At 57.6% G+C, this 23,827-nt stretch carries 24 protein-coding genes and 2 tRNA genes; 8 read left to right on the top strand and 18 right to left on the bottom strand.

Features of this window, described 5'->3' with window-relative positions; genetic code table 11:
• Positions 1–4: 4 nt before the first annotated feature.
• Positions 5–1,216 (bottom strand): fumarylacetoacetate hydrolase family protein, encoded by a 1,212-nt coding sequence (locus tag QF629_07200; GenBank protein MDP6013314.1) that lies wholly within the window; start codon positions 1,214–1,216, stop codon positions 5–7.
• A 403-nt stretch (positions 1,217–1,619) separates the two neighbouring features.
• On the opposite strand from QF629_07200, the gene hspQ reads away from it, so the two are divergent.
• On the top strand, positions 1,620–1,949 hold the full coding sequence (gene hspQ / locus QF629_07195) for a heat shock protein HspQ (protein MDP6013313.1): 330 nt from the start codon (positions 1,620–1,622) through the stop codon (positions 1,947–1,949).
• A gap of 51 nt (positions 1,950–2,000) precedes the next feature.
• Here hspQ and QF629_07190 read toward each other — a convergent pair whose 3' ends face one another.
• The 14 genes from QF629_07190 to QF629_07125 all read right to left on the bottom strand — a co-directional run bounded on the left by QF629_07190 (position 2,001) and on the right by QF629_07125 (position 12,759).
• The gene (locus tag QF629_07190; GenBank protein ID MDP6013312.1) at positions 2,001–3,701 is read right to left on the bottom strand and encodes a Na(+)/H(+) antiporter subunit D; all 1,701 of its coding nucleotides are present in this window, start codon (positions 3,699–3,701) and stop codon (positions 2,001–2,003) included.
• Positions 3,691–3,966: a hypothetical protein gene (locus QF629_07185; protein ID MDP6013311.1), complete on the bottom strand. Its 276-nt coding sequence runs from the start codon at positions 3,964–3,966 to the stop codon at positions 3,691–3,693. Before QF629_07185 ends, QF629_07190 begins: the two co-directional genes overlap by 11 nt.
• Before the next feature lie 12 nt (positions 3,967–3,978).
• Positions 3,979–5,439 carry a proton-conducting transporter membrane subunit gene (locus QF629_07180; protein ID MDP6013310.1) on the bottom strand — a complete coding sequence of 487 codons (1,461 nt, stop codon included), beginning with the start codon at positions 5,437–5,439 and terminating at the stop codon, positions 3,979–3,981.
• On the bottom strand, positions 5,436–6,911 hold the full coding sequence (locus tag QF629_07175) for a monovalent cation/H+ antiporter subunit D family protein (GenBank protein MDP6013309.1): 1,476 nt from the start codon (positions 6,909–6,911) through the stop codon (positions 5,436–5,438). Before QF629_07175 ends, QF629_07180 begins: the two co-directional genes overlap by 4 nt.
• Positions 6,911–7,276: a cation:proton antiporter subunit C gene (locus QF629_07170; GenBank protein ID MDP6013308.1), complete on the bottom strand. Its 366-nt coding sequence runs from the start codon at positions 7,274–7,276 to the stop codon at positions 6,911–6,913. The genes QF629_07175 and QF629_07170 overlap by 1 nt, the downstream gene beginning before the upstream one ends.
• Complete coding sequence (locus tag QF629_07165; GenBank protein ID MDP6013307.1) at positions 7,276–7,707, bottom strand: Na(+)/H(+) antiporter subunit B; 432 nt, start codon at positions 7,705–7,707, stop codon at positions 7,276–7,278. Before QF629_07165 ends, QF629_07170 begins: the two co-directional genes overlap by 1 nt.
• Positions 7,704–8,252, bottom strand: coding sequence for a DUF4040 domain-containing protein (locus QF629_07160; protein MDP6013306.1), 549 nt, complete (start codon positions 8,250–8,252; stop codon positions 7,704–7,706). The genes QF629_07165 and QF629_07160 overlap by 4 nt, the downstream gene beginning before the upstream one ends.
• Positions 8,252–8,584 carry a monovalent cation/H(+) antiporter subunit G gene (gene mnhG / locus QF629_07155; protein MDP6013305.1) on the bottom strand — a complete coding sequence of 111 codons (333 nt, stop codon included), beginning with the start codon at positions 8,582–8,584 and terminating at the stop codon, positions 8,252–8,254. Before mnhG ends, QF629_07160 begins: the two co-directional genes overlap by 1 nt.
• Complete coding sequence (locus QF629_07150) at positions 8,581–8,871, bottom strand: monovalent cation/H+ antiporter complex subunit F (protein MDP6013304.1); 291 nt, start codon at positions 8,869–8,871, stop codon at positions 8,581–8,583. Before QF629_07150 ends, mnhG begins: the two co-directional genes overlap by 4 nt.
• Positions 8,868–9,347 carry a Na+/H+ antiporter subunit E gene (locus QF629_07145; protein ID MDP6013303.1) on the bottom strand — a complete coding sequence of 160 codons (480 nt, stop codon included), beginning with the start codon at positions 9,345–9,347 and terminating at the stop codon, positions 8,868–8,870. Before QF629_07145 ends, QF629_07150 begins: the two co-directional genes overlap by 4 nt.
• A gap of 35 nt (positions 9,348–9,382) precedes the next feature.
• The gene (locus QF629_07140) at positions 9,383–10,321 is read right to left on the bottom strand and encodes an ABC transporter substrate-binding protein (GenBank protein ID MDP6013302.1); all 939 of its coding nucleotides are present in this window, start codon (positions 10,319–10,321) and stop codon (positions 9,383–9,385) included.
• 658 nt (positions 10,322–10,979) lie between these two features.
• Positions 10,980–11,726, bottom strand: a complete 747-nt coding sequence (locus tag QF629_07135; protein MDP6013301.1) for an ABC transporter permease — start codon at positions 11,724–11,726, stop codon at positions 10,980–10,982.
• Positions 11,726–12,454, bottom strand: a complete 729-nt coding sequence (locus QF629_07130) for an ABC transporter ATP-binding protein (GenBank protein ID MDP6013300.1) — start codon at positions 12,452–12,454, stop codon at positions 11,726–11,728. Before QF629_07130 ends, QF629_07135 begins: the two co-directional genes overlap by 1 nt.
• A gap of 14 nt (positions 12,455–12,468) precedes the next feature.
• On the bottom strand, positions 12,469–12,759 hold the full coding sequence (locus tag QF629_07125) for a hypothetical protein (GenBank protein ID MDP6013299.1): 291 nt from the start codon (positions 12,757–12,759) through the stop codon (positions 12,469–12,471).
• Between the two features lie 95 nt (positions 12,760–12,854).
• Here QF629_07125 and QF629_07120 point away from each other — a divergent pair.
• Both QF629_07120 and QF629_07115 read left to right on the top strand, forming a co-directional pair.
• Positions 12,855–12,931 (top strand) — tRNA-Pro (locus QF629_07120).
• A gap of 286 nt (positions 12,932–13,217) precedes the next feature.
• Positions 13,218–13,294, top strand: a tRNA-Arg gene (locus tag QF629_07115).
• Positions 13,295–13,425: 131 nt separating this feature from the next.
• Here QF629_07115 and QF629_07110 read toward each other — a convergent pair.
• Positions 13,426–16,584, bottom strand: coding sequence for an efflux RND transporter permease subunit (locus QF629_07110; GenBank protein ID MDP6013298.1), 3,159 nt, complete (start codon positions 16,582–16,584; stop codon positions 13,426–13,428).
• A gap of 3 nt (positions 16,585–16,587) precedes the next feature.
• A complete protein-coding gene (locus QF629_07105; protein ID MDP6013297.1) occupies positions 16,588–17,748 on the bottom strand; it encodes an efflux RND transporter periplasmic adaptor subunit in 1,161 nt (386 codons plus the stop codon).
• A 160-nt stretch (positions 17,749–17,908) separates the two neighbouring features.
• Between QF629_07105 and QF629_07100 the strand changes: the two genes are divergently transcribed.
• The 5 genes from QF629_07100 (at position 17,909) to QF629_07080 (ending at position 22,762) form a co-directional block, all read left to right on the top strand.
• Positions 17,909–18,832, top strand: coding sequence for a histone deacetylase family protein (locus tag QF629_07100; GenBank protein MDP6013296.1), 924 nt, complete (start codon positions 17,909–17,911; stop codon positions 18,830–18,832).
• 24 nt (positions 18,833–18,856) lie between these two features.
• A complete protein-coding gene (locus QF629_07095) occupies positions 18,857–19,138 on the top strand; it encodes an exodeoxyribonuclease VII small subunit (GenBank protein MDP6013295.1) in 282 nt (93 codons plus the stop codon).
• Positions 19,135–20,022, top strand: a complete 888-nt coding sequence (locus tag QF629_07090) for a polyprenyl synthetase family protein (GenBank protein MDP6013294.1) — start codon at positions 19,135–19,137, stop codon at positions 20,020–20,022. Before QF629_07095 ends, QF629_07090 begins: the two co-directional genes overlap by 4 nt.
• Positions 20,023–20,024: 2 nt before the next feature.
• Complete coding sequence (locus QF629_07085) at positions 20,025–20,780, top strand: TlyA family RNA methyltransferase (GenBank protein ID MDP6013293.1); 756 nt, start codon at positions 20,025–20,027, stop codon at positions 20,778–20,780.
• Positions 20,781–21,178: 398 nt separating this feature from the next.
• The gene (locus QF629_07080; protein MDP6013292.1) at positions 21,179–22,762 is read left to right on the top strand and encodes a lysine--tRNA ligase; all 1,584 of its coding nucleotides are present in this window, start codon (positions 21,179–21,181) and stop codon (positions 22,760–22,762) included.
• A gap of 242 nt (positions 22,763–23,004) precedes the next feature.
• On the opposite strand, the gene QF629_07075 is transcribed toward QF629_07080, so the two are convergent.
• Entirely contained in the window at positions 23,005–23,577 is a 573-nt protein-coding gene (locus QF629_07075; GenBank protein ID MDP6013291.1) for a hypothetical protein, read from the bottom strand.
• Positions 23,578–23,827: the final 250 nt, after the last annotated feature.

The following is a 23,827-nucleotide window of genomic DNA, read 5'->3' as shown; positions in this document are numbered from 1 at the left end:
GCCTCTACTCCCCAGATTTTGGCCCCGGCTTGAGCAAGCCGCGGCCGGCCAAGTTTCGCATCAATTCGCCGATGCCGAACTCCCATGGCGGCGCCTCGTGGCAATGGGCGACGCGGTTGTACAGGGCGCCGAGCAGTGGGGTCTCGATCACTACCAGGTCACCGAGTTCGTGCGTAAACCCTCGCCCTGGCTCGCCGCGATCCTGGGTTGGCGCGAACATGGTGCCAGTCATAAGTACCAGGCCGTCAGGATATTGATGGGTATCATTGAGGGTCTGCGCCACTAAGTCAGCCGGGTCGCGACTTATCAGGCCCATCGATGAGGTTCCCTGTAGCGAGAATTCATCGTCGCCGCCGACGACCAGGCTAATGTCGATGCTCTTGAGGTCGTCGAGGCTGAAGGTGCGATCGAAAAGGCGGATGAAGGGTCCGATGGCGCAGGAGGCATTGTTGTCCTTAGCGCGCCCCAGCAAGAGCGCACTGCGGCCCTCGACGTCGCGCAGGTTGACATCGTTGCCGAGGGTGGCACCAACAATCTCGCCGCGCGCGTTGATCACCAACACGGCCTCCGGCTCCGGATTGTTCCAGGTTGAGAACTCGGGAATACCAATATCGGCGCCCAAGCCCACTGACGACATGGGTTGGGCCTTGGTGAAAATTTCTGCATCGGGCCCAATGCCAACCTCGAGATAGGGCGACCAGAGGTCGCGTTTCTGTAGGGATTTCTTGAGTTTCATGGCCTCGTTCGAGCCCGGGCGGATGCCTTGCAGGCTGGCGCCTATTTCGGCGGCGATGGAGTTCCGCACCTCTTCGGCACGCTCGGGATCACCTTCTGCCAGTTCCTCGATCACTCGCTCCATGAGGCTGTCGAGGAAGGTTACTCCCGCCGCCTTGATGGCTTGTAGGTCGATCGGGCTGAGGAACCACGGCTTTGTCGGGTCGCGTTGTGCAGGCACCGAGTTGTTAAGAATCTCGTCGACGCTACCAAGCCGCTCCGCACTGCCCGTATTGGCAATCGCGAAGGGCGGATTGGCCGCGTTCATGACATCGGCGGAAGTGGAGAAGGCGGCGGTAATGTCGTAGACCCCCGTTTCGCCGAGCACCACGACGCTGGGCCCTCCCTCAGGCCCTGCACCGGGCACCCAGCAACGCCCCACCAAAGCGCCGTTGAGCCCGTCGTAAGGCAGCACGATCTCCGAATCTAACGCAAAATCCATCCAACTTCCCCAATTGTGCGAGAGCGTAGGTATAGCGGACCAAGCGCGCCCGCGACAACGCACTCGTTGTAGGATAAGACCTGGCCACCCCGATCTTGGCCACAAACAGTATGAACCGCTACCGTTTCCAGCTTCGATATCGTTGCCTGGCCGCTCAATCGCACCCATCACGAGCGCCAACCGACGGCACCGCCAAGCTCATTACCGTGACCCACAGAGCCGGGTATACCGGCCAGGCGGGGCCGCTAAAGAGCGCCCCTCGCTATCACCTTAGCAAGGCGGTCAACCGCTGGGTTTTCGAACAGAGACCGCGCAAGAGATTAAGAGCAAGCGGGGTAGCGTGCTGCAGCTAATTACCTTACCCTTAACCAGGGAAGCGAGGTTGCCGGAGGCTGAGACGGTCATGGAAGTTAGACAGGCGAAGTTTCAGATCGGCGCTATCGTCAAGCACCGGATCTACCCGTTTCGTGGGGTAATCTTCGATGTTGATCCGGAATTCGCGAATACCGAGGAATGGTATCAGGCGATCCCGCGCGAAGCCCGTCCGCGCAAGGACCAACCCTATTATCACCTGCTCGCCGAAAACGAGGACACGAGCTACATCGCTTACGTTTCAGAGCAGAATCTGCTGCCAGATGAGACCGGTGAGCCTATCGCTCATCCGGAGGCGAGCGCTATGTTCGATGGCATCCGAGACGGCCGCTATATAGTTCGCCCAGGTAGCGCCAACTAATCACTGAATGTGACCTCTAGGAAGCCGGCGCCGCTGCTCAAGGCAACATGATTATACGTAGTTGATCAGCAGGTATACTACGAGAAGGACACCAATCCACATGACCGTAGCGCCGGTCGGCCAGGTACGCGAAAAAATGCCGCGCGGGCCGTGGCTGTGCCAGAGGTAGCCGCCGACACCGCCCGCGCCGGCTCGTAGCACAGACACCAGGTTCGACCAAGCCAGCATCACCGAGCCGCCGACGCCTAGAATCAATGCTTTGCCTAGGCGACGGATAAACCAATCCGCATCCAGGTTCACCAGCTTTAGCTCCGGCGGATAGAGGTCGGCGATCATTAGCAGGGTGAATGCAAGTGCCGAGAAAAACAGCAACTGTGTCTGGGTAATTATATGGGTCAGCGTATAGGGTTGGTAATCCACCTGCCATGGCAGGAGGTCGTACAGGATCCACGGATAGACGCCATTGAAAACGCAAATGAAGGCGGCCAAGCCCATCGCCACTAACATGTTGCGTGGCGCTTCGCTTGGGCGCAGACCGGAGTCGTGGGCGAAGAAGGCGAAAAACGGAATCTTAATACCGGCATGATGGAAGACACCGGCCGAGGCGAATAGCAGTAGCAGGAAGACCACGACGTAGCCTTCTTGCGCGGCTGCCGCCATCACCATCGACTTTGAAACGAAGCCAGAGAACAACGGGAAGGCCGATATCGAAGCGGCGCCGACGATGCAAAAGGTCGTGGTCCAGGGCATGCTCTTGTAGAGACCGCCGAGGTCCGTGCCATCGATGCGTCCTGTCATATGCAATACGGCACCCATGCTCATGAACAACAGGCCTTTGAAGACCACGTCGTTAAAGGCGTGACTGACAGCGCCGTTCAGCGCAAGCTCGGTGCCTAGTCCGATGCCCACCACCATGAAGCCGACCTGGTTGATCAGGCTGTAGGAGAGCACGCGGCGCAGATCGTTCTCGATAACGGCGAAGAAGATCGGGAACATCGCCATTGCCGTACCCACCCAAATCAGCATCTCGGTGCCCGGGAAGGAGCGAACAAGGGCGTAAACCGCGACCTTGGTGGTGAAGGCGCTCAGGAAAACGGTGCCGGTTGGTGTTGCTTCCGGATAGGCGTCGGTGAGCCAATTGTGCAGGAAGGGCCAGGCGCATTTAATGCCGAAGGCAAGCAGAATCATCTTAGCGCCGAGGGTCTCCAGTGATAGCGCTTCGAAGGCGAGACTCCCAGTCTCGCCGAAATAAACAATAGAGCCCGCCAGCAGGATCACGCCGGAGAGAACCTGGGTGATGAGATAGCGCTGACCGGCGCTCTCGGCGCGCGGCGTGCGCCGGGCCCAGATCAGAAAGCCCGAGGAGACCGCCATGATCTCCCAAAAGATGAACAACGTTAGCAGATCTCCCGCCATCACCGCCCCGAGCGCAGCACCGGAATAGAGTAGGGCGCAGACCTGCTGGATGGGATCGCGGACGTGCAGGGCGAAGATGCTCGCCAACACCGTGGCGATGTGAAAGAGCAGGGCGAAGAAAAACGATAGTCCGTCCACACGCCCGAGGGTGAGTGTGTAATCCAGGATCCCCGTCTGCCAGTAGACGCCGTGCTCGATGCCCATCAGATTGATCAGCCCGGTCAGCGGCACGAACAGCGACCAGGCGGGGCGGAAGCGCTCGTGTAAGAAGGGGATCAGCAGGGCGCCAACAAAAAAGATCAGGAAGGGCGGAAAGGCGGCCAGGCTATGCGTCATCCCCGTCCTCCGCGTCGTAATAGTTCTTGGGTCGCGAAATCAGCTTGCGTAATTCTTTTGCTGCCAGCACTAGCAGCACGCAACAGACGAAACCGTAGACGCCGAAGAAACCGAACCAGCCTTCGAAGGCGAACTCGGAATGCCTATCGTAAAACAGATCGAGGGTGGCCAGCACGGCGCAGGTGATGTAGAGCGCCCACAACACCTTGCGTACATTGCCGAGATCGTCCAACCAGTATCTCTTTTCGTGCGGCGGCGGTGTCATCACGGTCCTCGCTCAGGGCACAAGTTGTGAGAGCAAGCGATAGGCCGGGTCCGGGAAAACGAACAGGACCAGGCACATGGCGGCGGTAAAGACGATCGGCACGAGACAGGCGAGCGGCGCTTCCTTTACGCCGTTATCAAAGGTCGTCGGGCGCTCACCGGGGAAGAAGCCGCGCACCACGACAGGTATGAAATAGGCCACGTTCAACAGGCTCGAGACCATCAGTACGACGACGAAGATCAGTTGCTCGGCCTCTACCGCGCCGAGCGCGATGTACCACTTACTCCAGGCGCCGCCGAAAGGCGGTAGGCCGATGACGCTGAGGGCGCCGATGAAGAAGGCGAAAAGCGTCACCGGCATGGCACGGCCCAGTCCACGCATGTCGGAGATGTCTTCCTTGTGTGCTGTGATGATGATGGCGCCGGCACAAAAGAACAGCGTGATCTTACCGAAGGCGTGCATCAACATGTGCATGCCGCCGCCGACGATAGCCGCCGGCGTCGCCAGCGCCGCCGCAAGCACGATATAGGCGAGCTGGCTGATCGTGGAATAGGCTAGCCGTGCCTTGAGATTATTCTTTGTCATGGCCACCAGCGAGGCAGTCAGCAGCGTGAAAGCGGCAAGCCAGGTCAGCCATTGGCCGGGGTGCGCGCCTGTCATCAGGTCAAGGCCAAACACGTAGATGACGATCTTGAGCACCGTAAAAACACCCGCTTTGACCACGGCGACCGCATGCAGCAGGGCGCTGACCGGTGTCGGTGCTACCATGGCGGCGGGCAGCCAGCGATGGAAGGGCATGGTTGCAGCCTTGCCGACGCCAAACATGTATAGCGCGAACAAGATGCCGATGGTCGCGGGTTCTGCATTGCCGGCGAGAATGCCGCCGACCGTGAACTCCATGGTCCCGGCTACCGCCCATGTGATCATGATGGCGAGTAACTGGAAAGCGATCGAGGTGCCGATCAAGACGCCGAGATAGACTCGACCCGAGCGCCGCGCCTTGTCCGTTCCTGCGTGTGTGACGAGCGGATATGTCGAGATGGTGAGTAGCTCGTAGAACAAGAACAGCGTGAACAGATTTGCGGCGAAGGCGACACCGACCGCACTGGACAGGGCGATGGCGAAGCAGACATAGAAACGGGTCTGGTTCTGCTCGTGATGCGCCCGCATGTAGCCGATTGCGTAAAGCGAGTTTGGTAGCCAGAGAAACGAGGCGATCAACGCGAATAGCATGCCGAGCGGCTCGACCTCGAAGGCCAGCCGAACGCCGGGCAGAACTTCAAAAAGCTCGGCTGCCGGTCGCTCCCCCGCCATCACCGCCGGTGCCAGCGAGGCGACCAGCAACAGCAGCACTACCGCCGTCACCAGGGTCACACCTTCGCGTACATTGGGCAGCGAGCCGGAGAGCCAGATCATCACTGCGCCGACGAGCGGCCACAGTGGCGCCAAGCCGACCACGAAGGAGCCGCTCATGAACCCGCCCCCAGCATCATCCTGGCGGCCTCGTTGGCCGTGCCGACGGTAAGATCCGTGGCCAAACCGAAGAGCACACAGGCCGCCGCCAGCACCCAGGCTGCGCTGACCATGGGCCACGGGGCCTCTTTGATTTCGATGCTCGTATCGGGTTCCCCAAAGTAGGCTGCCTCGAGCACCCGCCAGATATAGACCGCGGCCATTAGTGAGGTGATCATGATGATCACCGCGATCGGCCAGAGGTCGCGCTCCAGCGCCGCTAGAACCAGATACCACTTGCTAACGAAGCCGACCGTGCCAGGTATGCCAATCAGGCTCAGACCGGCCAGCACGAAAGCTACCATGGTCAAGGGCATGCGCTTGCCGAGGCCCTTGATGTGCTCAAAGTCGGTACCGCCGACGCGCAGCATTATGCAGCCCAGCGCGATGAACATGGCACCCTTCATCAGGGCGTGGTTGAACAGATGGACCACCGCGCCGGTGAGCCCGGTCTCGTTAGCCAAGCTGATGCCGAGCACGATGTAGCCGATTTGCGCTAGCGACGAATAGGCCAGCAAGCGCTTAACATTCACCTGGGTGATAGCAACCAGAGAGCATGAGACGGCAGCCACCATGGCAAGCGGCATTAGCAGTCCGGCTACGGGATGTTCACCGATTGAAAAATCGACGCCAAACACCCCAAACATGAAGCGCAGCAACAGATACACACCTACCTTGGTCGCTGTTCCGGCAAGCAGAGCGGAAACCACAGATGGTGCGAAGGTGTACGCATTCGGTAGCCAGAGATGCAGCGGGAACAGGGCCAGCTTGAGGCTCAGGCCGACGATCAGGAAGGCATAGGCGGCGATCACCACCGTGTTACTCGAGAGCGCTGGCAAGCGCTCGGCCAGATCCGCCATGTTAAGCGTGCCAGTGGCGATATAGAGCAGGCCGATGGCGATAACAAAAAATGTTGCACCGATGGTGCCAAGCACAAGATATTGATAGCTCGCGAACAGGGCGCGCCGGTCGCGACCAAGGCTAATCAGTACATAGCTCGAGAGCGACGAGATCTCCATGAACACGAAGGCGTTGAAGGCATCGCCGGTAATCGTCATGCCCAAGAGGCCGGCGAAGGTCAGCAGATAGGCGGTGTAGAATAGGCGGTGCTTGTCAGCGCTAATCTCTGCCTTGACGCTGTGATAGGCGAAAGGCATGACGGCAGACGCCACGCCCGTGACCAACAGTAACACGAACGCGTTGAAGATATCGACGCGATATTCGATGCCCCACGGCGCCGGCCAGTCGCCCATCATGTAGCTGATGGACCCGTCCGACGCGACTTGCACCATGAGGCCGATAGCCATGGCGAAGGCCGCCCAGGTGATGATCAGGCTAAGCGCCCAGGCCCGGGCACCACGGCCGACCAGCGTGCACAAAGGCGCACCGATCAGCGGCACCGCAACCTGCAGCGCTGCCAGGTTAGCGGCGATCACGCGCTATTCTCCTCGCGATTTTCGATCGCCTGAATTTCGTCTTCTTCTACTGTGCCGTAGGCCTCCTTGATGCGCACCACTAAGGCCAGGCCGAGCGCCAAGGTTGCCACGCCAACCACGATGGCGGTAAGAATTAGAACGTGCGGCAGGGGATTAGAATAGAGCTCGGCGTCATCGTCGATGATCGGGGCGGTACCGCCGAAGATCTTTCCGGCCGAGATGTAAAGCAGAAATACGGCGGTTTGGAAGATGTTGAGCCCGATCAGCTTCTTTACCAGATTGCCGCGATCGATGACGATGTAGAAGCCGATCATCATCACCAACACAACGACCCAATAGGCGTAGCGACTGAAGATTTCCATCAGCCGCCTGCGTTTTCTTCGCCGCGTCCGGCGAACCCATAAAAGATAGTCAGCATGACGGCACTAACGGTGATGCCGACACCGAGCTCGACGATGAGAATGCCGTAATGATGGCCGTGTTGTGTGTCATGGGCGAGGCGGGCGTAGTCGAGGAAGTGCCCGCCCATCAGCACTGTGATGAATCCGGTGCCGGCATAGATAGTCAGCCCGATCGCCACCAAGCCTTGCACGATGCCCGGCGGGATAGCCCGGCGCAACGTCTCGAGCCCGAAGACGAGGCCATAGAGAATGCAGCCAGCGCCAATAATCACGCCCGCCTGAAAGCCGCCGCCCGGGCCATAATCGCCATGGAATTGTACGTAAAGCCCGAACAAGAGAATAAAGGGGATGAGGAACTTGGTGATGACGCGCAGGATCAGGTGCTCTCTCATTTGTCACCCTCCTCTTCGCGCCGCCGTGAGCGGCGTCCGAGCAGCAGCATGATGCCAACACCGGCCGTGAAGATCACGCCGACCTCGCCAAGGGTGTCATAGCCTCGATAGTCCGCTAGCACCGAGGTGACGATATTGGGAATGCCGATGGCGTGTGGCGTCTCCTTGATGTAACGCGGGGCAACATGGCCGTGAACCGGGGCGTCGGGGTCGCCGATCGCCGGCATGTCCGTTACGGCATAGAGTAGAAGCGCGCCCGTAATCGAGACCACGGCGAGTGGCAAGATCGGCCGGTGTACAGGTATTTTTTCTCGATCCTCGGTCAACGATAGAGCCATCAAACCCAACACGGTGGTAATGCCGGCGCCGACGGCCGCCTCCGTGAAAGCGACGTCGACGGCATCGAGCACCAGAAAGATGATCGCCATGACGAAGCTGTAAATGCCGCTTAGCATGACTACGGCGAGAATACTGCGCATGCGCACGATCAGTAGAGCCGTCGCGACCAATAGGGCAAGCAGAGCGACGTGGACAACCTGTTCCATCACTCGCTTTCCGCCTTGTCGGCAGGATCGAGTTTCGACCAGGGCTTGAGGCCGCTGACCAGGGCCGAGTGCGCCAGCGCATGGCTGGCCGTCGGGCTGGTAAAGAGTAGGAAGATGAGGATGAAGGCAAGTCGTCCCAGGTTCAACGACCAGCCGGCTTCGATCATCATGCCGACGATGACCAGCGCCGCTCCCAGCGTATCTGTCATGCTGGCCGCGTGGGCACGGCTGTAGAAATCCGGCAGGCGCAACAGGCCAATGCCGCCGACCAGAATAATTGCCGATCCTGAGAGCAGGCAGACCCAGCCCAGAATGTCCAGGACTAGGCTCATCGCTTCGCGTCCCAAGGCCGGCGGTCGTAGAAGCCACCGAACTTGAAATACTTCATTGCCGCGATGACACCGATGAAGTTGATCAGCGCGTAAACCAGCCCGAGATCGAGGAAATCTGGCCGCCCGGTGAGGAACCCGAGCACCGCGATCAACAGCACGGTCTTGGTGCCGAAAGCATTCGCCGCTAGGATGCGATCGAAGACCGTCGGCCCGGCGACGGCGCGGGCGATCGCAAGCGCCATTGTCACGAGCAACGCTATGGTCGCGACGGCGAAAGCCCCGGTCATGGGTCGCTTCCCTCCAAAGCCGTCACCTTAGAGTTCATGGTGCCGCGACGTAGATTCTCGGCGCCTTCGGCGCTGAGCGCGTGCACCAGGATTTTGTCCTTGCGCACGTCAACTGAGATCGTTCCTGGCGTCAGCGTGATCGAGTTCGCGAATACGACCAGCCCAAGATCGGTCTTCTGACTGGCATCGACCTCGAACAGCCTGGGATCGATTGGCAAGCTCGGGTGAATGATGCAGCGGCCGACATCGATGTTGCTCTTGATGATTTCGACCAGCAACCAAACCCAATAGCCGGGCAGGCGCCACCACATGTGTAGTGGGTGGCTTTCATGGTCGACCACATCGAATCGTTGAGCCAGATAAGTCACGAAGGCGCAGGATAGGGCACCGAAAACCAGCAGCAGAGGCGTGTAATGTCCCGAAAGGAGCAGCCATACCGCCGCCAGCATCACGAAAAGCGAGAGCCGATATCGCACCCCTTGCCCCCGGACCTTAGGACTGTCGTGCGCGCTCAGTCGAGCGCCACAGCATAGGCGTCGGCCGGAAGGGCTTCGTCGATAAGGCCTTGTTCGGCAAGAAAGCGGCTAAATCGATCATATCGTCCCTTATCGAGTGCCGCCGGACGCAGCGCGAAACGAGGAAGCGTATCGCGCCAGGCCCGCCGATTGAGTTCGTCGTCCAACTCCGGACGGTCCTTGATGAACAGTGCCCAACTCTCCTCCGGGTGATTTACCAGAAATTGCACACCAGCTTCGAGCGCCTGCAGAAAAGCAGCCAGTTTAGGATCATCCACACTATCCCTGCGCGCGACCAGAATCAGTTCGTCATAGGCTGGCACCCCATGCTCTTCCACATAGAACGCGCGCCCGGGTTTGCCAGCAATATCCATCTGATTAAGTTCGAAATTTCGAAACGCGCCTATCACTGCGTCGACCTGACCGGAGATCAGCGAAGGCGAGAGAGAAAAGTTGACGTTGATTAATGTGATGCTATCGAGGCCGAGACCCGCCTGTGAGAGCATTGCGCTGAGCAGGGCGTCTTCGAAGCCGCCGACGGAAAAGCCCACCTTTCGTCCGTCCAGATCGGCTATCGAGCGGATCGGGCTACCCGCCAACACCACAAGGGCATTGAGCGGTGTTGCGACGAGGGTAGCAAAGCGGGTCAGCGGCAGGCCCTTGGCCACCTGGATATGAAGCTGCGGTTGGTACGACACTGCGATAAAGGCCTGACCGGCGGCCACCAGCTTGGGCGGTGCAGAGGGGTCAGCCGGTGCCACCAACTCCACCGATAAGCCCTGATCGGCAAAAAACCCCTTTTCCTGGGCGACAATCAGCGGCGCATGGTCCGGATTGACAAACCAATCCAGCAAAACGGTCAACTCTTCGTTCGCGCTCGCCAAGCCGGGCACGGCACAGAGGATCGTGAGCAGAAGGGCGGGAGCATGTTTCATTGTGGGTTGGGTTGCATTTCGAGTCGGGATTTGCGGGATACTAGGATTTGCACGGGCGCGCCAGCACAAGTAAGAAGGCTTCATCTTCCTGAGTGAAGTGAAACTCCGTCTCGAATTTGCTTTCCTCTCGCATGGTCTCAGGTGTCACTTCGGGGAACTTGCGGCCGGGTCGGCAAGCCCTGGCGCAGATCGTCTTCCAGCGTGGCCATGGCCCGGGTCCCGGCAACAAAGTAGCACTCCAGCGTTTCAACATCACTAAGGGCAGGCGCGGGAATGTCCATCCCAAACTCCTTCGCCCGGGCCTTGTTTGCCGAGCCGCACGCTAGGCTAACATCTGGCGGACGCGAAACAACCCCGGGTCCTGTGGTGCGGAATCTGCTGCCCTGTCAGGCGACCTATGTTGACCTGGGATATTCCTCAGCCGTTTTCTGAAGTAACCCCAGACCACAACCTAGTCACCCAGTCCTACAAATCTAGAGAGATGCTGTCGGTTTTGCTCAATGCCAACGGCTTTGGGGCAGGTTAACGGAGGACGGGCGCTCCTGGACGAGCAGTATGAGGCGCCGCTTCGCCGCACCACCGATTCGAAACACCTATTCGCAGTCTTACGTCAGTAGCCCGACGGAAGCAGCGTCTTGCGCCGGCCTCAGACAAGCTTTCAGCTGACCGTTTCGGATTGCCAGGGCATCAACGCGCGCATGCCGCGGTCGACGGTGGAATAGAGTGCTACGGCAATGACGGCCAGGACTAATAGGGCGGCGAAAACTAAATCAATCTGCATACGTCCATTGGCATGCAACATCAGGTAGCCGAGCCCGGCGCTCGATCCCACCCATTCGCCGACGATGGCGCCGATGGGCGCCACCGACGCCGCAACCCGCATGCCAGAAGCAAGTGCCGGCAACGCCGCCGGCAGGCGGATGCGGAAGAGGATGGTGAGCGGAGAGGCGCCCATGGTGGTGGCGAGGTTGAGCCAGTCGGTGTCAGTGCGCCTCAGACCGTCGTAGAAGGTGGCGGTGACCGGGAAATAGATAATCAGTACTGCCATAGCCACCTTCGAGCCGAGGCCGTAGCCGAGCCACAACACCAACAGCGGTGCCAGCGCGAAGACGGGCAACGCCTGACTCACCACTAGCACCGGCAACAGCCAGGCACGAGCGGTGCCGAAACGGGCGAGGGCCAGCGCGCTGGCAGCGCCGCAAGCAGTGCCGATGATCATACCGAGTACGATCTCCAACAGGGTGATCGCGGCATGCTCGATGATAAGGATGCGATGCTCGATAAGCGCCAAAAGTGCAAGGTTCGGCCCAGGTAGGATGTAGGGCGGTGTCGCCGCGAGCCAGACCACAGCCTGCCAGAGCGCGAGCAGCCCGAGGGCGACGGCGAGGCGACGCAGGACAGTCATTATGATCCGGCCGCCGTGAGGCGCCGCATGAGGTCGCCATAGAGTGCCGCTAGGTCCGGCGTCGAGCTGTCGCGCGGCGGCCTGCCTGGTGGCGTTAGGGGCGCGCCGAGGCTGGCCGGGCGGCCGGCCATCACCTCAATACGCTCGGCGATGCGAATCGCTTCCAGAGGATCGTGCGTAACCAGTAGAACTGTACGCCCCGCTAGCGTGCTCACGGCGAGCTCCTGCAGGCGGGCGCGGGTGATCGCGTCAAGACCGGAGAAGGGCTCGTCCATGAGAACGATAGGCCGGTCCTCCATGAGGGTGCGGGCAAGCGCCGCGCGTTGGCGCATTCCGACCGAAAGGCTCTGTGGCAAGGCGCCCTCGTAACCCTCAAGACCAAGCTCTGAAAGCAGGGTGCAGGCGCGCGTCATATCGGCGGGCTGGCCGCGCAGGCGGGCGCCAAGGGCAACGTTGTCAACCACGCTGAGCCAAGGCAGCAGGAGATCGGACTGCGCCATATAGGCGACCCGTCCGGCCAACGAGCCACCGTCGCTGCAGGCAACCTGCCCTTTTTCGCTCGGTTGTGCCAGGCCGGCGATGAGGCGCAATAGGCTAGTCTTGCCGATGCCGCTCGGGCCGAGCAGCGCTGTCAGTCGCCCCGCCTCCAAGGTCATGGACAGGCCGTCAAACAGCACGACCCCGTCATAACCGAGCTGTGCGTCCGTGATCGACACCGCCGGTGCCATGGCGGTTGGTGGGATCAGCCTATGCTCGCTAGTGTCCCGGCACCGCTGCCGGCTTTGGCCACCGTCTTTGCCGTTGGTCTCGGCGCCTGCCTCGGCTTTGACCGAGCCATGTCTGGTTGCGGCTTAGGTACGGCTTCGGACATCGCTCTCTCACAGGCCCGATTCATCTCCTCGTTATCGTTATAAGTCCCAGCATATTGCCGCTTGGCATAGTAGGTCGCCTCTTCCTTGGCATTGCCGGGAAAGGTCTGGTTGTTAGCCCAGTGTTTCTTCGATTTCACATGCAGCCCGAAATTGACACTCATTGACCTGCCCCATTCTGGCTTGTTTAAGACGCTGACACTATCATATAGGAGTGGGGTTGCTGCTGGCGGCGCAAATACCTACATTTCTTGACCATCGGGACGTGGCGCAGTCTGGTAGCGCACCTGCTTTGGGAGCAGGGGGCCGCCGGTTCAAATCCGGCCGTCCCGACCAAGAATACCGTGAACCGGAGCACGACAAGGACGCGGATATGACGGCAAGTATCTATCGGCTGGCCAAGACTGCGATGCAGTTCGGACTGGGCAATGTGTGGCGCTGGCTGGATGAACCCAGTCGATTCCGGCGGCTAGCTCGCATTGCTTTCCAAGCCGTGGGGCGGGGGCCGCTTTTGGCGAGCGCAATGGTCACACGTACGAGATCAGCGAGCCAGGTGAGCACAGGCTCAATATCGAGACCTACGCTGACAACTTCCGTTACGATAGGGTCAAAATAATCTCGCGCGCCCGTAGCTCAGCCGGATAGAGCGGTGGACTTCTAATCCACAGGTCGCAGGTTCGAGTCCTGCCGGGCGCGCCAATAATTTCAATAGGTTAAAATAGAGACTGCTATAAGTTTGCTCATATGGAAAAATATTGGGTAAGCGTGCAGAAGATTTCGTTTGGGGGGTGACAGCCCTCAAGGTGAGGCCGGGTCGTTAAGGAGGCTCGTTACTTCACCGGTGCCGGGCTGACCGCAATCGGACCTTCCTCGCCACGCGCCTCGCGATCGACGTATTCTGATTCTAGGTTTCGCAAACGGTCGGCAATATGGCTAGATGGCCTCGTGAAGCGTGCAAGAATTGAATATAGTACGGGCACTATAAATAAAGATAAAATAGTAGAAAAACTTACACCACCAATAATAACCCAGCCAATAGACGATCTACTTTCAGCACCTGCTCCATCGGCGAATGCAAGAGGCATGGCGCCGCAAACTGTTGCGATCGTAGTCATCAAAATTGGTCGGAAGCGAGCAAGCGAGGAGCGTATTATTGCTTCACGTACCTCAGCGCCTTGTTCTCTTAATTGGTTCGCAAATTCGACAATAAGAATAGCATTCTTAGCCACCAGTCCTATTAGCATCACCATTCCGATCTGCGAATAGACATTCAAGGTGATGCCAGTGAGCAACAATGTGCCTAATGCTCCGGTTACCGCTAGCGGAACCGATAGAAGAATGATGAATGGATGGATAAAGCTCTCGAATTGCGCTCCAAGAACCAAATAAATAATAATGATCGCAAGAATGAATGTGAGCAAAAGCGATGAGGAGGAGTCACGAAATTCACGAGATTGCCCACCATAGGTAATTCTTGCTTCTCCCGGCAAGCGGTCTCGGGCAAGGGCATCGAGATAGCTCAGGGCTTCGCCAAGAGTGTAGCCCGGCGCGAGTGAGGTAGAAATCGTGACCGCGCGCATGCGATCCACTCGATTGAGTTCTTTTGGACCCGCTGCTTCACTTACGGTAACCAAGCTTGATAACGATATCAGTTTTCCCGTCGTACTTGATCTTACATTTATGTTTGTTAGATCACTTGGCGTCACACGGTCATCGTCGTGCGCTTGCATGACGACATTGTACTGAACGCCCCTGTCATTGAATGTGCTGACAAACCGTGACCCGAGCATCGTCTCAAGTGTTCGCCCAATCGCTTGAATTGAGACCCCTAAATCTGCGGCCCGATCGCGGTGAATATCCACACGAAGCTCTGGTTTTGTCTCTTTGAAATCACTTTGTATGCTTAATAAATTAGGGTTCTCCGCGGCCCCTTCCAAAATTACACTGCTCCACTCGCGCAGCATATCATAGGACGGGCCGCCGATAACAAATTGAACAGGAGTTTTTCGGCCAGGTTGATTTAAGCTTGGGGGATTGATAGCGAATACCATTGCACCGGGAATGCCCAACAGTTTGGGAAACATCTCGGCAACGATTTCCTGTTGCTTACGTTCACGCTTCGCCCATGGCTCCAGAACAACGAAAGCAATCGCGAAATTAACAGGGCTCGGGCGGCTCAGACCAGGCGCGACAACTCCAAATATTGTATCCGCTTCACCGTTCTCAAAGAGAGATTCCAGCTTTTGTTCGGCCTCTTCCAGATAGGCCCTGGTATAGTTGATTGTGGCGCCCTCCGGAGCATTTAAGACGACTAAAAAGACGCCACGATCTTCAGTGGGGGCAAATTCCTGGTTTATGTGATCGTAGAATCCCTTAGCGACCAAAGAGATAACCAGACCGATGAAAATCATTACCACGGGTAGTGCCAGGGTACCGCGCAGGAGCAGCTCGTAGCTCTTGTTTAGGAGGTGAAATAGAAATTCTGTCGCTTTATACAGAAAGCTTTCATGCTCTTTGGAAACTAGCAATTTTGAACACATCATGGGTGTTAGTGTCAGGGCTACAAGACCAGAAAACAGCACGGTGGCCGCGACGGTTACGCCGAATTCGCTGAATAGGCGCCCGGTGTTTCCCGTCATCAACGATATCGGAATAAAGACCGCGACCAGCGCAAGCGTAGTGGCAATTACAGCAAAGCTAATTTGACGAGCGCCACGATAACTCGCAAGCAAGACTGGCTCACCTCGTTCTATACGACGGTGAATGTTCTCAAGAACAACGATTGCATCATCGACAACCAGCCCAACTGCAAGGACGTAGGCCAGTAGGGTAAGCACATTGATGGAATATCCAAGTGCAGCAAGGACCATAAAAGATGCTGTTAGCGACACAGGAATTGCCACCGCCGGTATAATTGTGGCGCGGAGACTGCGCAGAAAGACGAATATCACGCCAACAACAAGGGCGAGTGCTACGAAGAGGGCATGGAATACCCCGTCAATTGATGCATCGACAAAACGAGACTTGTCGTAGGCGACTTTCATCTTAACTTGGCGCGCCAAACTAGGTCGGATTTTCTCTATCTCCTCCAGAATTCCCTCTGCGATCGCCAACTCATTAGCTTTTGACTGTTTGACTACACCAAGGCCAATTGCTGCTTCACCGTTAGCGCGCACCTCGTACCGCAGTTCTTCCGTGCCAAGTTCAACTTCGGCGATCTCGTGCAGCCGTACTAAGTATCCATCCTTCGCCAGTAGCACGAGGTCGCGAAACTCATCCGGTGTGACCAATGCTGACTCAGTGCGCACCGTAAATTCGCGTAAGTTGGATTCGATTCGCCCAGAAGGGAGTTCCACGTTCTGTGCCAGCAACGCCGCCTCTACGTCTTGAACCGTAAGCCCGCGTGCTGCCATAGCCCTGCGGTCGAGCCATATTCTGATGGCTGGCTTTCTTTCGCCGCCGATCATGACCTTAGCGACGCCGGGCACAACAGAGAGACGGTCAACAAGGTGCCGGTCGGCGTAGTCACTTAGCTGGATGGCATCCCACTCATCGCTTGTTAGCGCGATCCAAAGCATGGGGCGCGCGTCCGCCTCAACTTTTGAGACGATCGGGGCTTCTACGTCGAGTGGTAGGTTACCTATCGAGCGTGCTACTTTGTCACGAACGTCGTTGGCAGCCGTATCGACGTTCCGTCCCAGAACGAACTCGATGTCGACTTGACTTCTCTCCTCCCGACTTTTCGACGTGATCAGCTTTATGCCTTCAATGCCGGCAATCGCTTCCTCAATGATCTGGGTGACTTGTGTCTCCATAATCTGTGCCGAAGCACCCTTATAGAGCGTGACGATGGATACGGTTGGTGGATCGATGTCCGGGTACTCACGGACAGCCAAGCGATCAAAGGCAAATAGGCCGAATATGATGAGAATCAGGCTTACGACAGACGCGAAAACCGGGCGTTTTATGGAAGTATCGGAAAGAACCATTGCTTATTGTGCCGCAACAGCCTCTGCAGCAGGAGGTCGCGGAGCCACACTTGCACCGTCTCTTACTTTTTGTACGCCCCCAACGATGATCGCTTCGCCCGCCAACACGCCGCTGACCACTTCAACCTCTCCTACCATTCTTTGTCCGAGTTCCACCGAGGACTGGCGAGCTTGACCTTCATCGACAATAAAGACGTATTGCTGTGTACCATTAGCAACGACGGCCTCCTCGGGAATAATCACTGCTTGATGGCGGATGGAAACTCCCAGTTCAACAAGCAGGAACATCCCAGGCTTGAGAGCCTCGTCCGCGTTGTCGATGAGGGCGCGTACGCTCACAGCTCTGGTGACAGCGTCGATCCGGCTGCCAATGGCTGCCACGCGTCCAAAAAAGATACGTCCTGGATAAGCGTCAGTTTCCGCTGTGACTTCCTGACTGGGCTGAAGATGGGCGAGATTACGTTCGGGCACCTGAAAATCGAGTTTTATGGTGGTGATGTCGTCAAGTGTCACGATTGGATCACCAGGTTCCACAAGCGCACCAACGGAAATGTTTCGCATCCCTAGGCGGCCCGAAAACGGCGCGCGGACTTCGCGTTTTGAAAGGCGAACCCGTGTGGCTGTAAGTGCAGCCTCCCAACGCTTGACCTCCGCCTCCGCCGCTTTGAGGTTCGCAGCAAGTTCGTCCACTCGTGCTTCAGGCACGTTTTGGCTCTGTCTTAGGCGCTCAGCCCGCGCGTAGAGTTGGCGCGCATTCTCCAACCGAGCTTGATGGACCGCGATTTCTGCCCGGTTGATCTCAATTTCCGCCTGCTGAATACCACTGTCAAGGCTGACAAGAATGTCTCCTTCATTTACTTGAGCGCCCTCAGAAAAATGAATCTTTGACACCAAACCCATCTCGTCTGACATCATCGTAATGGACTCGTTCGCACGAGCAGTGCCAATCGCCTCAAGTGTGACAAGTACGGAGTCGAGCCTTGCACCGGCAATATCCACAGGGGTCGGTGGACGCTCATTTTTTGCATCCGTTTCACCGCCGGCACCATCAATGAAGGGAAGCGATTCCCGATTCTGATAGGTCCACCAACCGCCGGCCCCCAGGGCGACGACGACGATGAGTTGGATGAACAAAGAGCCTATGGTTTTGCCGAGGCCTAGCACAAAGTTTTTCCCTCACCCAATATTGGTACGGAATATTTCTGCAAAAGGCTTTGCACACAAGTGGCGTACACGCAATGCTGACCTGCTGTTTGAACATCCACGTTTGCGTTTTGGAGCGTGTTCGAATTGTTGGAATGTTACTTTAGCCTTTAGCGTAGCTATGGCCGTGCAGCTTTATTATCACCCGATTTTCCTTGAACACGATCCCGGACCGAATCATCCGGAGCGTGCGGATCGGTTGCGTGCAATAGTCGACATTCTAGAGACCCATCATTTTGATGGTCTGGTGCGGTGTGAGGCGCCAGAAGTGTCACTCAAGCAGGTGTGTCGCGTGCATCCGCAGTATTATGTGGATCAATTGTTGGCGGCCAGTCCCGCGGTGGGAAGGGTCGTGATTGACGCGGACACCGTTATGTCGCCGGGATCAGGAGAGGCAGCTTTGCGGGCTGCCGGGGCAGTGTGTGCGGCGGTTGATGCCGTAATGGAGGGCGATGCGAAACGTGCTTTTTGTGCGGTTCGCCCACCTGGACACCATGCGGAACCGACCCGCTCCATGGGGTTTTGCCTTTTCAACAATGTTGCAGTGGGGGCTCGACATGCGCTTGGCGAGCATGGGCTTGAGCGGGTAGCTATTGTTGATTTTGACGTGCACCATGGTAACGGAACTGCTGCCGCCTTTGCCGACGAGCCTGCAGTGATGTTTGGCTCAACGCACCAGATGCGGCTTTATCCCGGAACGGGCGGTGTCGCGGATGTTGGCGTGGGAAATCTGGTCAATATGCTGTTGCCGCCCGGCGCCTCTGGGTCTCATTTTCGCGCTGCGTGGGGGAGATTTCTTCCTCTGATGGTCAAATTTCAGCCCGAGTTGATACTTATGTCGGCAGGGTTCGACGGGCACCGTGCCGACCCCCTGGCCCAATTGCAACTGAGTGAGCAGGATTATAAATGGATAACGCAGGAAGTGGTAAAAGCCGCCGAGCAATGCTGTAGCGGTCGTGTTGTATCGACCCTAGAAGGGGGGTATGAGCCGCAGGCGCTCGCGACGTCGGTTGCGGCCCATATTGGAGCACTGATGGCCGAGTGATGTCGGACCGAAAAGGGGACAAGAATGGCAAGGGTCTCATCCCAAGCTGATACTGATCATTTCGATGATGTAGAAGCGATGACATTTGAGCAGGCCTTGACGGCCTTGGAAGAAATTGTGCGGAATCTGGAAGAGGGTGAGATCGACCTTGATGGAGCGATCGAGGCTTACGCTCGAGGCGCTGCACTGAAAAGGCATTGCGAGGGAAAATTGCGGCAGGCGGAGCAGCGTATCAGCCGAATTGCTGTGGGGCCAGACGGCTCTTTGAGTGCTTCAGTATCTGAGGACGACGGGACCGACACTTGACCGATCTGCTTGAGGCATTGGCAGCCTCCGTTGGTGCGGTCGAACGGGAACTTACTGTTCTGATTTCCGAAATTGAAGGTGATCATCACCGTTTGATAGAGGCAATGCGCTATGCCGCACTGGGCGGTGGCAAGCGCCTGCGACCGTTTTTGGTGTTGGAATCAGCAAAACTGTTTGGTGCAGTGGGGAAGGGGCCCCTTCGAGCAGCGGCGGCCATTGAAATGGTGCACTGCTATTCCTTGATTCACGACGATTTGCCGGCGATGGATGACGATGATCTGCGGCGTGGCAAGCCGACAGTACATATAGCTTTTGATGAGGCCACGGCCATTCTAGCTGGTGATGCGTTGCTCACCCTCGCGTTCGAGGTGCTGAGTGATTGTGGCACAGACGACGACGGTAATATCCGTGCGGCGTTGGTGCTGGCGTTGGCGCGTGCGGCGGGGTGGCATGGCATGGTTGGCGGTCAAATGATTGATTTGGAGGCAGAAAAACATAAACTTGATCTTGAGGCGATCATCACGTTGCAGGCGATGAAAACGGGGGCTCTGATAGCCGTATCATGTGAAGCTGGGGCCATACTGGGGAGAGCATCAGCAAGCGAGATGGCCGCGCTCGCGAGTTATGCAAAAGATCTTGGTCTTGCTTTCCAGATCGCCGATGACCTGCTCGATGTTGAAGGCGATGTCGAGGAAGTCGGCAAAGGCGTCGGCAAAGATCTGGCGGCGGGGAAAGCGACATTTATCTCATTTTTGGGTGTTGCCGAAGCCAGAAACCGTGCGGCAGGTTTGGTTGAGTCGGCTGTTGCACACCTCCATGACTTTGATGACCGCGCCGATGGATTACGAGCCGCTGCGCGCTTCATGGTACAGCGCAGCCACTAATTGTGAGCAAGACTCGTGTCGACGCATTGATGGTAGCGCGTGGCTTCGCTGACAACGAGACGCGGGCACAAGCGTTGATTATTGCCGGTAAGGTTTACACTGGTGAGCGGCGCCTCGAAAAATCCGGACAAAAGATCTCTGATGACGCGCCACTGGAAGTTCGGGGACCCGATTATCCTTGGGTCTCCCGTGGTGGTGTTAAGCTAGCCCACGCGTTGGAGAGATTCGATATAGACCCCTCTGGACAAGCCGCCCTCGATATCGGCGCAGCGACAGGGGGCTTTACGGACGTGCTTCTATCTCAGGGCGCAACACGCGTTTATGCCATTGATGTCGGGCATGGGCAGCTCGATTGGCGCTTACGCAACAACCCTCGCGTCGTGGTTCTTGAGCGAACCAATGCACGCCACTTGAATGCTGACTTAATGTCAGAGGCAATCCATATGGTGGTTTGTGATGCGAGCTTTATCGGTCTTCGGACGATCTTGCCAGCATCGCTTAAGATCGCCGCACCGGGGGCACTGCTGGTCGCATTGATCAAGCCGCAATTCGAGGTCAGGAAGGAGCAAGTCGGAAAACATGGTGTCATCCGAGATCCGGCACTGCGCGAAGAAGCTTGTGAGCGCATCCGCTGCTGGCTCGATTCGCTGTTGGATTGGAGCGTTCTGGGCATCATCGAGAGCCCGATTACCGGGCCGCGAGGGAATGTCGAGTATCTTATCGCTGCGAGAAAAACACGTTCCGACGCCGGTGTGTGATAGTCATCACTTTTTACCCTAGTTGCTCGCCTTATTTCTTTTACAGTATTCTGGGCTACAGTCGTTTTCAGCTATTGGCGGGCACTGCTTCGGGCAGCACATCAGCTTGCTGTTACTGATGTGTTATCGAGTTCTTCTATAGTTCCCATGTTCCTTTCCAACGACCTTCCACACCAACATACACGGGTCGCGGCGCTCATCCACTCGAACTGCCGCGGCCCGATTTTTTAGTTTATGCGTTTGCGTTAGCCTGACGCATGTGGCTGAGAATTTTAAGTCAGCGGCAATATTAAGGAATTTTCAAGCTGGAGACGTGTCTCGGCGCTATGGTCTAGGCCATCGCAGATAGTTATTTCCTGCATTGACGTTCCCGGAAGTGCCGGCCTACACACACCATTATGTCCGACATCAATGAGATTGCCCGCCACAGCAAAGCGTGGCCCTTTGTGGAGGCGCGCCAGCTGCTCGACCGAGTGGACGGTAAGACGCCAGTTAAAGGGCATGTATTGCTCGAGACAGGTTACGGGCCATCTGGGCTGCCGCATATCGGCACCTTCGGCGAGGTGGCGCGCACAACCATGGTGCGTCGGGCTTTTGCGTGCTTCAGCGACATCCCGACACGCCTTGTCGCTTTCTCCGACGACATGGATGGGCTCCGCAAGGTTCCCGAGAACATCCCACAGCAGGGGATGCTTGCGGCGCATCTCAGCAAGCCGCTGACGGCGATTCCCGATCCATTCGATACACACGAGAGCTTTGGCGCACACAATAATGCGCGCCTGCGCGCCTTTCTCGACACATTTGGCTTCGACTACGAGTTCAAGAGCGCCACCGAGACCTACCGGAGCGGTGAGTTCGATGCCACACTGCTTGCTGTGCTGGCCCACTACGACAAGGTCACCGAGGTCATACTGCCGACGCTCGGGCCAGAACGCCGCGCTACCTACAGCCCGTTCCTGCCGCTTTGCCCGCGCACGGGCCGCGTTCTGCAAGTTCCCGTCGTAGCACGTGATGTGGACGCCGGAACCATCGTTTACGAGGACGAGGATGGGCGCCACGTCGAGGTGACGGTCACCGGCGGCGCCTGCAAGCTGCAATGGAAAGCGGATTGGGCTATGCGCTGGGTGGCACTGGACGTCGATTATGAGATGTCGGGCAAGGATCTCAGTCCATCGTTGCAGCTTTCCAGCCGGATTTGCCGCATTCTCGGCGGCACGCCGCCAGAGAACCTTACCTATGAACTGTTTCTCGACGAATCTGGTCAGAAGATTTCCAAATCCAAGGGCAACGGTCTGACCATCGAGGAATGGCTGACCTACGGCTCGCAGGAGAGCCTGTCACTCTACATGTATCAGAGCCCACGGAAGGCGAAGCGGCTCTATTTCGACGTCATTCCGCGTCACGTCGATGACTACCTGACCCATCGTGCCAAGTTCGCCAACCAGGACGAAAATGACCGCCTGAGCAACCCGGTCTGGCACATCCACGATGGCGCGCCGCCGGAGCAGGAGGTACCACTCTCCTTCAATATCCTGATGAACCTCGCGAGCGTTTGCAACACAGAGGACAAGGCGGTGTTATGGGGCTTCATCAGCCGCTACGCGCCGGATGCAAGGCCTGAAGCCAATCCCATGCTCGACGAGCTGGTCGGCTACGCCATCGCCTATTACCGGGATTTTGTCAGACCCACAAAGCACTATCGTGCACCGGTGGAGGGCGAAACCGAGGCGCTGAAGGATCTATCAACTGCGCTCATGAGCTTACCGAGCATCGCCTCTGCGGAAGACATTCAGAACACGGTCTACGAGGTCGGCAACCAGCACGATTTTGCTAATTTGCGCGATTGGTTTAAGGCGCTGTACGAAATTCTGCTGGGGCAAAGTCAGGGGCCGCGCATGGGCTCGTTTATTGCCCTTTACGGGCGTGACGAGACGGTTGCCTTGATCGATAAGGTTGTAGTCGGTGACACTATCGGAACTTAATAGAACGTTCATTCAGGAACGATCTCGCGCCGACACAGTAGGCTTTCAGAAGGCTAGCAGGCGCGCCCTTAATGCCGCCAACACTTGGCGCGCGCTGCGCGGCACCGGTACGACCTTCGACGACGGCGACTATCTTCGGCCGGAGGCGCGCGTTGGAATTCGGCAGTCACCCCAAGATCTGTCACCTAAAGGGCGCGCTCAGATGCTGCAGATGTACCGCCAAGCCGCCGGCCAATAGTGTCCTAGCGCAGATAACGGGCGAAGTGCTGACGAATGTTGCCATCGAGCACAGTGTTTAGGTCGTTGGCCAGATCCTCTGCGATCTGAAACAGAACTTCCTGGCGTTCACGCAGGGTTGCGTCTTCCGGCATTGTGCGCGAGCGCGTGGCTTCCCCGTATACGTTCGCATGCCCGCTGGCCGCGCTATCCATGATCTCCAGGCGCATCTCGACGCGACCATCAAAGCGCACGGCCTGCTCTGTTGTGAAGCTAGCAGCCAAATCCTCGTTGACAGATAACAGTGTCTCAGTGATGCGCGCATCAACCACAGTCGCCTTGAGGCTACCGGTTGCGCCGTCCGCGACAAGCCGGTCCCGCACCCAGTTGCGTAAAAGGACCAGGGGCGGCACGGGCGACTCGTGATCCACGTGTGGTGTGCGTAGTGGAGGCTGGTAGCTCTCGACCAGTTCGATCACTGCCACGTCGATGCGGAAGGCAGGCGAATCACGGAAGGCGATCTCTGGGAAGTTCGCCTCGGGCGGCGATGGTGCACAAGCCAGCAGCAGTGCGGCGGTGGCGGCGATAGCAAAGCGCATTGGGAAAACTCCATACAATGTCAGAAAAGTATAGACCGCTCACCATCAGGACAAAGCCTTATGCGGAATCGATGAAATCACCGTCCAGACCGAAGAGATAGCGTGCCCCGCAATAGTCGCAAGTGATCTAGATGATGCCGTCGTCGGCTAACTCAGCGTGGTCGCCGCTGGGGGATGAGCGCACTAGCGTACCAGCCCACTTGACCGAACGGAGGCAGAAAGAACGCACCGGCTCCGTCTCATACAAACC

The organism is Alphaproteobacteria bacterium (assembly GCA_030739735.1).
Lineage (GTDB): Bacteria > Pseudomonadota > Alphaproteobacteria > UBA7887 > UBA7887 > UBA7887.
This window is presented reverse-complemented; position numbering and strand designations above follow the sequence as displayed.